The organism is Bradyrhizobium sp. AZCC 2289 (genome assembly GCF_036924615.1).
Lineage (GTDB): Bacteria > Pseudomonadota > Alphaproteobacteria > Rhizobiales > Xanthobacteraceae > Bradyrhizobium.
On the sequence record NZ_JAZHRY010000001.1, the window covers coordinates 10,087,519 to 10,099,580 of the forward strand.

General features: G+C 62.1%; 12 protein-coding genes. All 12 read right to left on the bottom strand.

Translation table 11 applies throughout. The annotated features are described in order from the left end of the window. Positions 1–23: 23 nt before the first annotated feature. On the bottom strand, positions 24–404 hold the full coding sequence (locus tag V1289_RS47560) for a hypothetical protein (RefSeq protein WP_334406642.1): 381 nt from the start codon (positions 402–404) through the stop codon (positions 24–26). Then, positions 401–991 (bottom strand): superoxide dismutase, encoded by a 591-nt coding sequence (locus tag V1289_RS47565; RefSeq protein ID WP_334406643.1) that lies wholly within the window; start codon positions 989–991, stop codon positions 401–403. The genes V1289_RS47560 and V1289_RS47565 overlap by 4 nt, the downstream gene beginning before the upstream one ends. Continuing rightward, positions 991–1,671, bottom strand: coding sequence for a hypothetical protein (locus tag V1289_RS47570; RefSeq protein WP_334406644.1), 681 nt, complete (start codon positions 1,669–1,671; stop codon positions 991–993). The genes V1289_RS47565 and V1289_RS47570 overlap by 1 nt, the downstream gene beginning before the upstream one ends. A gap of 23 nt (positions 1,672–1,694) precedes the next feature. Next, a complete protein-coding gene (locus V1289_RS47575; RefSeq protein WP_334407952.1) occupies positions 1,695–2,432 on the bottom strand; it encodes a sulfurtransferase/chromate resistance protein in 738 nt (245 codons plus the stop codon). Between the two features lie 360 nt (positions 2,433–2,792). Then, on the bottom strand, positions 2,793–3,986 hold the full coding sequence (gene lpxB / locus V1289_RS47580; RefSeq protein ID WP_334406645.1) for a lipid-A-disaccharide synthase: 1,194 nt from the start codon (positions 3,984–3,986) through the stop codon (positions 2,793–2,795). Continuing rightward, the gene (locus tag V1289_RS47585; RefSeq protein WP_334406646.1) at positions 3,983–4,840 is read right to left on the bottom strand and encodes an LpxI family protein; all 858 of its coding nucleotides are present in this window, start codon (positions 4,838–4,840) and stop codon (positions 3,983–3,985) included. Before V1289_RS47585 ends, lpxB begins: the two co-directional genes overlap by 4 nt. 19 nt (positions 4,841–4,859) lie before the next feature. Continuing rightward, entirely contained in the window at positions 4,860–5,663 is an 804-nt protein-coding gene (gene lpxA, locus V1289_RS47590) for an acyl-ACP--UDP-N-acetylglucosamine O-acyltransferase (protein ID WP_334406647.1), read from the bottom strand. Positions 5,664–5,926: 263 nt separating this feature from the next. After that, positions 5,927–6,280, bottom strand: a complete 354-nt coding sequence (locus tag V1289_RS47595) for a hypothetical protein (protein WP_334406648.1) — start codon at positions 6,278–6,280, stop codon at positions 5,927–5,929. A 195-nt stretch (positions 6,281–6,475) separates the two neighbouring features. After that, a complete protein-coding gene (fabZ, locus tag V1289_RS47600; protein WP_334406649.1) occupies positions 6,476–6,934 on the bottom strand; it encodes a 3-hydroxyacyl-ACP dehydratase FabZ in 459 nt (152 codons plus the stop codon). Then, on the bottom strand, positions 6,934–8,001 hold the full coding sequence (lpxD, locus tag V1289_RS47605; protein ID WP_334406651.1) for a UDP-3-O-(3-hydroxymyristoyl)glucosamine N-acyltransferase: 1,068 nt from the start codon (positions 7,999–8,001) through the stop codon (positions 6,934–6,936). The genes fabZ and lpxD overlap by 1 nt, the downstream gene beginning before the upstream one ends. Before the next feature lie 141 nt (positions 8,002–8,142). Next, entirely contained in the window at positions 8,143–10,722 is a 2,580-nt protein-coding gene (bamA, locus tag V1289_RS47610; protein ID WP_334406653.1) for an outer membrane protein assembly factor BamA, read from the bottom strand. A gap of 173 nt (positions 10,723–10,895) precedes the next feature. Next, the gene (gene rseP / locus V1289_RS47615) at positions 10,896–12,047 is read right to left on the bottom strand and encodes an RIP metalloprotease RseP (protein ID WP_334406655.1); all 1,152 of its coding nucleotides are present in this window, start codon (positions 12,045–12,047) and stop codon (positions 10,896–10,898) included. Between the last annotated feature and the right edge of the window lie 15 nt (positions 12,048–12,062).

A 12,062-nucleotide genomic window follows, 5' to 3' on the forward strand; every position in this document is an offset into this window, starting at 1 on the left:
TCTTGTCAGCGTGATGCTAGTAGTCAGTTCGCTCTATGCTTCTCGACGACCGCGTCGAAAGTTTCTTGATCCTTGTTCGCGCGCATCCTGATGTTAGCGCCCGACATCCAGACTTCGTTGCAATCCGGTGTCTCCAGATTTGGATTCGACATACAGAGTTTGTTGTTCTGGATTTTCCAGGTCCCGGTCCACTTTCGGCCCATTTCATCGCTGAGGAGCACGCCGTCGGGTCGGAGATAGCTCCCCCAGTGGGTGCTATCGGTAATATCTTTGCCAATGACCCTGGCGCGGATTTCCTTTTCGCCGAGCAATTTGAACATCTCCTGTGTGTATGCCATCGGTCCACAAGTTGTCGCGGGCAGCAGGATTGCCAGCGCAAGGATTTGTAGCGCTCGGCGGTTCATGACCGAATTCCGTCGTAGGCGCGGCGCACTGCCGGCCAATTAACGGCCGCCATGAAGATGCCGACGTAATCCGCAGCCTTAGCGCCGAAGTCGATGTGGTAGGAGTGCTCGTACATATCGAGCGCAAGGATCGGAGTGCCGCCGGCAAGGGTGTGGCAGTGATCGGAAGCCCATTGATTGACGAGCTTCTGGTCGCGTTGGGACCACGACAACAGCACCCAACCGGAGCCTCCGCCAAGCGCTTTGCCCATCGCTGTGAATTCCGCGCGCCATCGGTCAACCGAGCCGAAATCGCGACCCAAGGCTTCCTGCAGGACACCATCGGGTTCACTCCGATCGCCGAGGCTGTCAAAGAAATGCTCATGAAGGATCATCGAGTTCATCGCGATCAGTTCTTCGCGTTTGAGGCCGTTGATCAGGAACCCGGGAGCGCTGGCAAAATCGAGTTCGGCGAGCTTCTCTCCAATGAGGTTGAGCCGCTTCACGGCCCCGCCGTAGTTGTTTTCATAGTGGCTGATAATCAGCCGTTCGGACATTCCCTTGATTCGCACCGGATCGCATGACAGCGGCTTCATCTTGTAGGTCATCAGTATTCCTCGGACTTGGGGAGAGGGGTGATTACGATGCCATCGAATCGCGTGATGCTGTCGCCTTCGGTCCAAAGTGCAATGCGGCCTGGTTGCGACAGAGTTTTGTCGAAGCCGGTGAATACCCAGGTCCCGTCGAGCGAGACGATGAATTGGTCGTCCTTGGCCCGAACTGTCAGCGTATGCCAGGTACGCGAAGAGATATCTGCATCGACGGTAACGATCTCTTTGGATAGGCCATTTTCGACAAGCGACAGAAGAACTGTATCCCTCAGCGCATCCAGTTGGACGAGGTAGTAGTCTTGTGGACTGCTAAGGCGGACCGCGACCCCGCCGCCCTGATTTAACTTGCCGCCTGCGGCGTTGAGGCGAAGGCTGATCTCCGCATTCTTCAGTGACGTAGGCTTGTAGATTGCGAGCGGGGGGCGGCCTTGGGCGGACTGTGCGCCGACCCGCTCGATAGCAATTCCGGCTTTGGCCGTTGCGTCGCGGACGACTGTCCACGATCCTTGTTTGGCTTCGCTCAACGGTAAAAATTCGAATTCGGCCGGCGGAGCACCAATTGCGCTTTTTCCGATCTCGATTTTCGTTGCGGTGTCTGACGCGCTTACGCTCACTTCCGGGCACGTCACGCACGCGATAGCCAAAAGCACGCCAAAAATGCGTGCCCGCCTCCACATAGGTTCGCTTCGAGGTCTCACCTTCAGGCTCCCACCGCCCGCGCCGGCCAATTGTGCGTCTCGGCTTGCAGAGAGCGGCACCAGGTGTAGAGCGCGTCATACATGACCATGCCGTGCTTCAGCATCTCGTGGTCATCCGGGAAGTTGGCGGAGAGGCCAAGCGAGATCGCGAAAAGGCCGCCGCATTGAGGGCTGAGATCGTGCCGCGACGTGTCGGCGCCCCGGACAATCGTCGCCAGATGATCGAGCGCCGGATCCTTGATCTCGTAGATGCGCAGGATGGTATCGAACGAGCAGCGTTCACCCTCATGCGTAAATTCCACGCCATCGATGTCGTACGGAATCCCACCCGTTTGTTGGGCAACGGCAAGGACCTGATCCTTCGGGACGTAGACGAACTCCGCATTCGGATCGATGAAGCGGCGGATCAGCCAAGGGCAGGCAATTCGGTCGATCTTTGGGTGTTCTCGCGTGACCCACTTGCTCGGAGTAGGGCCAATGTTGCGTCGCGTCGGCAATCCTTGCTCGGTCCAGTCAGCAATGCCGCCTTCCAGGAAATTCGCCTCCACGCCCATGAGGCGCAACGCAGCGGCCACGCCCTGGCTGACTTCGCGTCCGTGAATGCAGTAGGTGACGATTTGGCGTCCGCTCGGCAAATCGGTTTGCCATTGTTCGACAAGATCCGGAGAGCGATGAAACGCATCGGCCACAAGCGTTTCGGCCCCGGCAAAGTCAGCGTCGCGACGCACGTCAACGATGATCGGCGCCGCATCGGAGCCGAGCCGTGCGTAAGGTCATTCGGGGAAATTGAGTGTTTGCTTCGATCCATGCGCAAATCTCCTCGACAAGTCGAGTGTTGCGCAGTCATTGGACCGGAGTCTCAAGGGGAGACTGCTTCTTCCCCTTCGGGATTATTAATTTGGCCCGATCGCAAACGCAATAGGAACTGCTACCGAGCACGTTTGAAGCCGCCTTTCTCGGAGCACTCGCGTCTGTTTTCCGCAACAAACTCACACCTTCAAGCGCCCCTCGAACTGCGCATCACAAATTTGTGCGGATCGGGTTAGCGCCTTCCCGGGTGAAGTTTGTGTTGGGGCACGCCGGAACCTTGCAACCGTCCGCTAATTCGTCCTTCGCGCCTTCCGCATCGTCGCCAGCACGATGTCGGCGGCGCGGGCGCTCGGCGGCTGGTTGCCGGTCGACATGATCCGATCGATCTTTGCGAAAGCCTCGAGCTGTTTTCGCCGCAGCGCTGAATCGCCGAGCACCTCGCGCAGCGCCTGCGACAGTTTTTCCGGCGTGCAGTCTTCCTGCAGAAATTCCGGAACGACATTCTCGCCGATCACGAGGTTGGCGAGGATCACCGAATTGACCTTGATGGCCTTGCGCAAAATCCAGGCTTCCGCCGAGCCGGTCCGGTAGGCCGTCACCATCGGCACGCCCGAGAGCGCGAGTTCGAGCGTGACGGTGCCGGATTTCGCCAGGGCCGCGTGCCCGATCCGGAACGCCGCCCGCTTCTCCTGCTCGCCGACCACGATGCGGGGCTGCACCGGCCAGCCCGCCAACGCTTCGGCGATCGCCTCCTGCAGATGCGGCATGGTCGGCAACACCAGTTCGAACGCCACACCGTCGTCGCGCAGCCGGCCCAGCGCCTGGCCGAACACGGCCATGTGGTGGCGGATTTCGCTGCGGCGGCTTCCCGGCAGCACCAGCAGCACCGGCGGCGCCAGATCGCGCCGCTTCTGTTCATCGGCGCCGGGCCGCAGCGCGGCGAGCTGCTCGGTCAGGGGATGGCCGACATAGCTGCAGGGTGGACCGCGAAGCCGCTGATAGGCCGCCGGCTCGAACGGCAGCAGGGCCAGGACATGATCGACATAAGAGAGCATCGCGCGCGCCCGGCCCGGGCGCCACGCCCAGACCGAGGGCGAGACATAATCCACGATCGGGATCTGGGGGTCGGCGGCGCGAACGCGCCTGGCGACGCGGTGGGTGAAATCGGGGCTGTCGATGATGACGAGAATATCCGGCTTGGCTTCCGTCACGGCGGCTGCGGTTTCCCGGATCAGCCGCAGGATTTTCGGCAGGTGTTTGACGACCGCGGCAAGGCCGATGATCGACAGTTCCTCGATCGGAAACCGCGACACCAGCCCCTCGCGCGCCATCGAGCGGCCACCGACGCCTTCGAACCGCACCGCGTCGCCAAGGCGCTGGCGCAAAACCTTCATCAGATTGGCGCCGAGCCGGTCCCCGGATTCCTCGGTCGCGATCAGAAAGATTTTCCGCCCCCGATCGGCGGTTGAGCGCGCCGCCGTCACGCGGGCAGGCCCTGGATGAAGAGGCCGGCCTTGTCGGCCGCTTCGATCATCGCCTGCGATTCAGCGGCGATGGTGTGACCGGCGATGATGGCAATGCCGGCGAGCCCTGCCTTGGCCGCACCTTCGATGGTTTTGGCCCCGACCGTCGGCAGGTCGAAGCGCAGATCCTGGCCGCTCTTCGGCGCCTTGACCAGCACGCCACGGCCGGCCATGGCGCGGATGCGGCCATCGGCGCGCAGCCGCGCCACGCGCGCCAGCAGGCCATCGGTGCCCTCGATATCTTCCACCGCCACCACATGACCGTCGATCACGACCACGGCCTGACCGATATCGAAGGGCCCGAGCGCGCGGAGCACCTCCTGCCCCCTGGCGATATCGGCGGTCGCGGCGGGATCCGGCGCTGCGCGGGCAATGCGCCCCTCGGGCATCAGGACGTCAGGAGCGACATCCCTGATTCCGACCATGCGGAAACCATCCTGTTCGAGAATACGGCCGATCCCCGACAGCAGATGATCGTCGCCGCCGCGAAACGACGTCATCACCTTGCCGATCACGCGGATCGTACCCCAGTCCAGCCTGATCTCTGACAGTGCCGGCCGCAGCAGCGTGCCGATGAAGATCAGGTCGCGGCAGCCTTCGCTGCGAAACAGCTTTGTCGCGCGGCCGAGCTGGCCGACCGAAATCCAGTGATGGCGGAAGCGTTCCACCGCGACCGGATCGCAGGCGCCTCGAAGCGCGAAGATCACGGGCGCGATGCCGCGTGCGGTGAGCGAATCCGCAACCGCGAACGGCATGGCGCCGCCACCTGCAATCACGCCCACCGGCGAGGAAATCCCTGAAGCCGCCGACATCATGGTTGCGGCGATCCCGTCATCAGTGCTTGTTGCCGTCGTCGGCCGGAAGGCACAGCGCGCGGTGCTTGCCGTCGCCGATGAAGGCGAGGATTTCCGCAATCGCCGGATCCTGCGCGGCCATCGGCTGCACCGCGGTCAGCCGCTCGGCAAAGATACCCGGTCCGCGAAACAGCTTTTGATAGAACGACCGCACCGTCGCCAGCCGGTCCTTGGTGAACTTGCGCCGCTTCATGCCGATGATGTTCAACCCTTCGAGGCTTGCATACTGGCCGTTGACGAGGCCGAACGGGATCACATCGCCGCGCACGCCGCACACCCCGCCGACCATCACCTGCGGACCGATTCGCGTGAACTGGTGCACGGCCGACAGCCCGCCGATGAAGACGAAATCGCCGATCTCGCAATGGCCGCCGAGGGTTGCCGAGGTCGCGAAGATCACGTCATTGCCGACCCGGCAATCATGCCCGACATGGCTGCAGTTCATGAAATAGCCGCGCTCGCCGACCCGCGTGACGCCGCCGCCCGCGACCGTACCGGCGTTCATGGTGACGGATTCTCTGATCGTGCAGCCCGCGCCGATCTCGAGCCGGGTGAGTTCGCCGCGATAGCTTAGCGATTGCGGCGGGGTGCCGAGCGAGACGAACGGATAGATCGTGCAGCCGGCGCCTATGGTGGTTTTCGCGGTGATATGGACATGCGCGATCAGCTTGCAGTTGTCGCCGATGACGACGTGGGGGCCGATGATGCAGTAGGGACCGATCGAGGTGCCCTCGCCGATCACCGCGCCGTCTTCAATCCGCGCGGTGGGATCGATCATGCTCATCCAGACAGGTCCGCTAATTCGTTAACGAGAAGGGAGGTTAAAACGTCGGGTTTTCCGGTGGTTACCGCGACATGCTGATGCTGTCTAGTGACGTATCGTTACGGCGTATTTCGGCGCTGCACCCATGATCGGGGTCCGCATCCCGGCAGCAATATCTCGCAGCCGGCGGCGAGCGCGCATTGATAATGAGGCGCTGGAAAAGGCGCACTTGAAATTGGAATGATCGTTCGCCCGGGTATTCAGACATCCCGGATCCGCAGACATCACGTCATGCTGCCGGGCATGAAGCAGCGGATTGAAATCCCGGACGGGCCCTTGACGGGCCACACCATGGTTCGACCGGCGCGGTTTGGCTCCGTAACGACGGCATCATCCGGAACCATGATCCACTCGCCCTCAAGACGAACGCGGAAGTGCCCATCCTTGGATTCCCAGTCCGGATCCGCGACGACAAAACCGTCCGCAACGGAGCAACACAATCCCTTTGCGCTCCTCAGCGTGTCGAACCACGGCTTCAACGGGGACCCGGAGTACCGGCCATCGTCGCGCGCGGTTGCGTTTCCTGCCAGAACGGCAGCCAAAGCCATCACCGCCATCGACACCTTGATAAAACTCATCAACCGGTCTCGCGCGCAAGCGCCGAGAAGGCCGTCAACGCCAGACTGACAAACCGCAAGCCGAGCTGAAGTTCCGCCTGCAGACGGCGATCCCTTGACCGTGCAAAATACTCCGTTGAGCAAAGCGGTACAATCCAAACCGCGGCGAAATCAACGTGGCAGATTCGATTACCGATCTTGCCGACCGGTCCCGCCTCAATCCGTCAGCATGGCGCCGACATCGGCTTCGGCGACGGTCTGGCCGTTGACCTTGGCGTCGCCGTGAAACCACCACATCGTCTTGCGGCGGCCGATCGAGCGCATGTGGTACTCGATGGTGTCGCCGGGCATCACCGGCTTGCGGAACTTGCATTTGTCGATGGTCAAAAAGTAAACCGCGCGCGGCTTCTCGGTGCCTTCGACCGACTTGATGCCGATGACGCCGGCGGTCTGCGCCATGGCTTCGATCATCATCACGCCGGGATAGACCGGGCGATCCGGAAAATGCCCGAGAAACGGCGGCTCGTTGAAGGTGACGTTCTTGACGCCGATGCCGCTGTAATCGGTCCGGATCTTCATCACCCGGTCGATCAACAGCATCGGATAGCGGTGCGGGAGCGTCTTGAGGATCTCGTTGATATCCACGAGCTCAAATCTGACCGGTGCCTCCTCCATCACTCCCGCCCCTCGCCCTTCGGATCGGCCGCACCGCCCTGCACCAGACGCTCCACTGCAATAATCTCCCTGAACCATTGCTTGGTCGGCTTTGCAAAAAAACCGCCCCAGCGGCCGTTGGGCGGGATGTCATCCTTCACCCCGCTCATCGCCGTGACCTGGGCGCCGTCGCCGATCCTGAGATGGTTGTTGATGCCCACCTTGGCGCCCAGCGCCACATTGTCGCCGATCGTCAGGCTGCCCGCGAGCCCGATCTGGGCCGCGAGCAGGCAGTCCCTGCCGATAATGACATTGTGGCCGATCTGGACCTGATTGTCGATTTTGCTGCCCTCGCCGATCACGGTGTCGCGCAGGCTGCCGCGGTCGATCGTGGTGCCGGCGCCGACCTCGACATTGTTCTGGATCAGGACGCGGCCGGTCTGCGGCACCTTCAGATGGCCTTCGGGCCCGAAGAAAATGAAGCCGTAGCCATCCTGCCCGATGCTGCAGCCGGGATGGATCAGCACGTTGTTGCCGATCAGGGCAAACTGGATGGCGCAGCGCGCGCCGACATTGCAGTCGCGGCCAATCCTGACATCGGCGCCGATCACGGCACCGGCGCCGATCACGGTGCCGGCGCCGATTTCGACCCTCGGGCCGATTACCGCGAGCGGATCGACGATCACGCCGTCCTCCAGATGGGCCGTTGGGTCAATGATCGCCGACGGCGCGATGCCGTCATTGTCGCACCAGGATTGCGGGCGGAGCGCGTCGCTGTGCCATTCGCGGGCGAGCGTGACGAAGGCGCGGAACGGCTGGGCCGCCCGCAGCACGGTGACATGAGCGGGCACCCTGGCTTCGAAACGCGGGCTGACCAGGCACGCGCCGGCCTTGGTCGACGCGAGTTGATCGGCGTATTTGAGGTTGTCGAAAAACGTCAGATGCATGGGGCCGGCTTCGTCGAGCGACGCCAGCCCCCTGATCTTGAGGCCGCCCCGCGCGGGGTCGACCAACTCTGCCTTCGTCAGCGCGGCGATATCGGCCAGCGTCGACGAAGGGGGTTGCTTGAAGAAGTTCGGCTGCGCCATTCCATCCGTCGCAGTCCGGCCGGTGATCGGACCAGAGCTTCGGCTCCGATCGATCAGAACCGGAGCCTTGCTTTGCGTTGACGCGTTTTCTTCACGCGAACCGGCACCCACTTCGCTCGAAAACGCTTAGATCATATTGCCTTAGAACGATGTTCCGCCGCCAAACTTGAACTGCTGGACGCGGTCAAACTGGCCTTTGGTCAGCGGAATCGCATAATCGAAGCGCAGCGGACCGAACGGCGACGCCCAGATCAAGCCGACACCTACCGAGGTGCGGACGACCTTGCTGTCGTCGAACTGCAATCCGAGGCAGGTTCCGGGATTGGCCGAGGTCGTCGCAGTGACCTGCGTCGGCTTGATACAGCCAGGCAGATTGACTTCGCCCGTCTGCGCCCACGACGTCGGCCCCTTGTAATCGTAGAGGCCGCCGGCGTCGGCATAGACCGCGCCCTTGAGCCCGACTTCCTTCGGCAGGAACCAGAACGGCATCTGCAACTCCGCCGACACGCCCCAGTACTTGGTGCCGCCGAGCGCATCGCCCGTGCCGTAGGGATTGATGTCGCGCGGACCGATGCCGTTCGGCGCAAAGCCGCGCACCAGGTTCGGGCCCATCTGGAAGTGGTCGAGCATGCGCAGTTCGTTGTTGCCCATCTGGTTCAGGATGCCGGCCTGGGCGTGAATCACCCCAACGATGTCGGAAACCAGCGGCGTGTAGTATTTCGCGTCGATGGCGGACTTGATGTAGCTGACGTCGCCGCCGACGCCCGCGAAATCCTGCTTCCAGTCGACGATCAAGCCATCGGTCGGGTTCTTGTTGTTGTCGAGCGTGTTGTAGTTCAGCGAATAGCCGAGCGACGAGGTCAGCGTCTGGCCGCTCTGCAGCTCCTTGCGGACCGGCAGCGAAGCTTCGCCGTCGCTGTAGCACCACAGGCCGACGCCCGAGGTATCGGTGGCGGTTTGGCCCCCTGATGTGATCGATCCGCCGGGGCCGACGCCGGCAATATTTGCAAATGCCGGCGACGGGTTGAACGCGAGCAGCGAGTTCGACGAGTTGTTGTTACAGTTCGCCAGATTGCTCGGCAGCTGGATCTGCTGCTCATAGATCGAATAGCGAAGCTGCAGCGCGAGATCTTCGCGCAGGCTGAAGCCAAGCCGCGGGCTGAAGCCGATCGTCTTGGTGCCGTAGGAAATATAGCTGTTGGCAAGCTGCTGGCGCTGGAACAGGTCGAGACCGAGCGCAACGCGATAGTCCAGCAGATAGGGCTCGACGAACGAGAGCGAGTAGCCGCGCGCATACTGGCCGTAGGTGACCGACGCCTTGGCGAACAGGCCTCGCCCCAGGAAGTTGCGTTCGGAAACGCTGACTTCGGCGAGCGCACCGTCGGTGGTCGAGTAACCGCCCGACACCGAGAAATCGCCGGTCGATTTTTCTTCCAGATCGACGATCAGGATGATGCGATCGCTCGAGGATCCCGGTTCGGTCACGATCTTCACGCTCTTGAAGAAATCGAGGTTCTTCAGCCGGCGCTCGGCGCGATCGACCAGCGCGCGGTTGTAGGCGTCGCCTTCGGAGAGGTCGAATTCACGACGAATCACGTAGTCGCGGGTGCGGGTGTTGCCGCGGATATTGATGCGCTCGATATAGGTTCGCGGGCCTTCATCGATGGTGAAGACGATCGAAACGGTGTGCTGTTCGAAATTGCGGTCGCCGCGCGGGCGCACGATCGCGAAGGCATAGCCGCGCCGCGAGGCCTCGATCTGCATTTCCTCGACCGACTTCTCCAGCGCCTCGGCGTTATAGAGCGAGCCGACGCCGACACGCGAGAAGCTGCGCAGCGAGTTCCCATCGAGCGTGCCGATGCTGGACTGGAAGTCCACCGAAGCAACCCGGTACTGCTGGCCTTCCTCGATCTTGAAAGTAACGAGGAAGCCCTTCTTGTCAGGATCGTATTCGGTCAGCGCGGCCACCACCTGCACGTCGGCAAAGCCGTGCTTCAGGTAGAAGCGGCGAATCAGATCGCGGTCGGCCTCGACCCGGTCCGGATCGTAGACGTCGCCGCCGCCGAGGAAGCTCAAGAGATTGGATTCGTGCGTCTTGATGATGTCCTTGAGGCGATAGGACGAATAGGCGACGTTGCCGAAGAATTCGACCGATTTGACGCCGGTTTTCTGGCCTTCGGTGATCGTGAAGACCAGGTCGACGCGATTGTTCGGCTGCTCGATGATTTCCGGATTGACGCGGACATCATAGCGGCCCGAGCGCCGGTAGATTTCGGCAATGCGCTGGGCGTCCGACTGAACCATCGGACGCGACAGCGTGCCGCGGGGCTTGGACTGAATTTCTGACGAGAGCTGCTCGTCCTTGATCTTCTTGTTGCCTTCGAAGGCGATGCGACCGATCACGGGGTTTTCGACCACGACCACCACAACCCGGCCGCCGGTCTGGTTGATCCGGACGTCTTGGAACAGGCCGGTCTCGATCAGCGCCTTGAGGCCGTCGTCGATCTCGGCCTGGGTCAGACGCCCGCCGGGATCCGCCTTGAAATAAGAGCGAATGGTTTCGACTTCGACGCGCCGGTTCCCCTCAACCCCGATCGAAGCCACGCCTTGGGCGGTTGCCGGCGCGGACACGAGCACAGCCGCCAGCGTGGCAGCCACTGGCACGGCAAACATGATCAGGGCGGCCAACAGGCCCCCCCGCACTCGCATTCCAACCATCATGCGCAACGCGCCCTTATCATTCCCATGCCGGCCCGTATCCCTACGAACCGGCAGATTCCCATCTGCTGCGTCGCTTGTAGCCAATTTAACCGGGTGGGCAAACCTGACATCGCAGTGCAATTCCATTTTCATTCCAAGACGTTGCCCATCGGCAACGTCACAAAAAAGCCGCTTCACGATGCCGCGAGATGCAGGATGTCATTATAGGTCGCAAACACCATCAACATGAGCACAAGGCCGAGGCCGATTCGGAACCCCATTTCCTGGGCCCGCTCCGACAACGGCCGGCCCCGGACGGCCTCTACCGCATAGAACAAAAGGTGACCGCCATCGAGCAGCGGCACCGGAAACAGGTTCAGCAAGCCAATCGAAATCGAGAGTACCGCAGCCAGGTGAATCAATGCTGCAAGACCGATGGTGGCGACCTGACCCGATATCTGGGCGATCCGGAGCGGCCCGCCGACCTGGTTGGCCGCTTCGCGGCCGGTGAAGATGCCGCCGATATAGGCCAGCGTGCGGTCGACCACGAACCAGGTCTCCTTGACGCCGAGCCAGAGTGCAGTCGCGGGATCGACGCGTTCGGTCAGGACATCGCCGGGTGCGGTGGCGCGGGTAATGCCGAGCACGCCGAGCCGCTGCACATTGCCGAACGGATCCTTCACTTCGCGCAGTTCCGGGGTGCCGCGCAGTTGCACCATGGAATCACCGCGCTTGACGGTGAATGACAATTGCTCGCCGGCGCGAACGCCGACAATCCGCTGCATATCCGAGAAGCTTCCGATGGTCTTGCCGTCGATATCGGTCACGATGTCGCCGACCTGGAAGCCTGCGGCCGCAGCCGCGCTGCCGGCTTCTACCTTGTCGACCCGCGCCGTCGTGCTCGGCTTGCCGAAGAAGGTGAACAGGCAGGTGAAGATCACGATCGCCAGGATGAAATTAGCAATCGGGCCGGCGGCGACGATCGCCGCGCGCGGTCCGACCCGCTTATGGTGGAAGCTGCCGGCGCGCTCTTCCTCGGTCATGTTGGCGAGCGCCTCGGCCGATGGCGTGGAGGCTTCCGATTCGTCGCCGAAGAACTTGACGTAGCCGCCAAGCGGGATGGCGGAGATCTTCCAGCGCGTGCCGTGGCGGTCGTTGAAGCCAAAGAGCTCCGGCCCGAAACCCAGCGAGAACGTCAACACCTTCACGCCGGCCCAGCGGGCGACCAGGAAGTGGCCGAGCTCATGGAAGAAAACGACGATGGTCAGGACGAACAGGAAGGGAATAATGTAACCGATGAGCCCATGGCTCAACGTATTGAAACTATGTAGAAAAAACTCAGACATCCAATTCCCCTCGAC

Coding starts and splice junctions, on each gene's coding strand:
- V1289_RS47565 (WP_334406643.1), bottom strand. CDS start 991: ATGACCTACAAGATGAAGCCGCTGTCATGCGATCCGGTGCGAATCAAG.
- V1289_RS47585 (WP_334406646.1), bottom strand. CDS start 4,840: ATGATGTCGGCGGCTTCAGGGATTTCCTCGCCGGTGGGCGTGATTGCA.
- lpxD (WP_334406651.1), bottom strand. CDS start 8,001: ATGGCGCAGCCGAACTTCTTCAAGCAACCCCCTTCGTCGACGCTGGCC.
- V1289_RS47595 (WP_334406648.1), bottom strand. CDS start 6,280: ATGAGTTTTATCAAGGTGTCGATGGCGGTGATGGCTTTGGCTGCCGTT.
- V1289_RS47560 (WP_334406642.1), bottom strand. CDS start 404: ATGAACCGCCGAGCGCTACAAATCCTTGCGCTGGCAATCCTGCTGCCC.
- fabZ (WP_334406649.1), bottom strand. CDS start 6,934: ATGGAGGAGGCACCGGTCAGATTTGAGCTCGTGGATATCAACGAGATC.
- V1289_RS47570 (WP_334406644.1), bottom strand. CDS start 1,671: ATGTGGAGGCGGGCACGCATTTTTGGCGTGCTTTTGGCTATCGCGTGC.
- lpxA (WP_334406647.1), bottom strand. CDS start 5,663: ATGAGCATGATCGATCCCACCGCGCGGATTGAAGACGGCGCGGTGATC.
- rseP (WP_334406655.1), bottom strand. CDS start 12,047: ATGTCTGAGTTTTTTCTACATAGTTTCAATACGTTGAGCCATGGGCTC.
- bamA (WP_334406653.1), bottom strand. CDS start 10,722: ATGATGGTTGGAATGCGAGTGCGGGGGGGCCTGTTGGCCGCCCTGATC.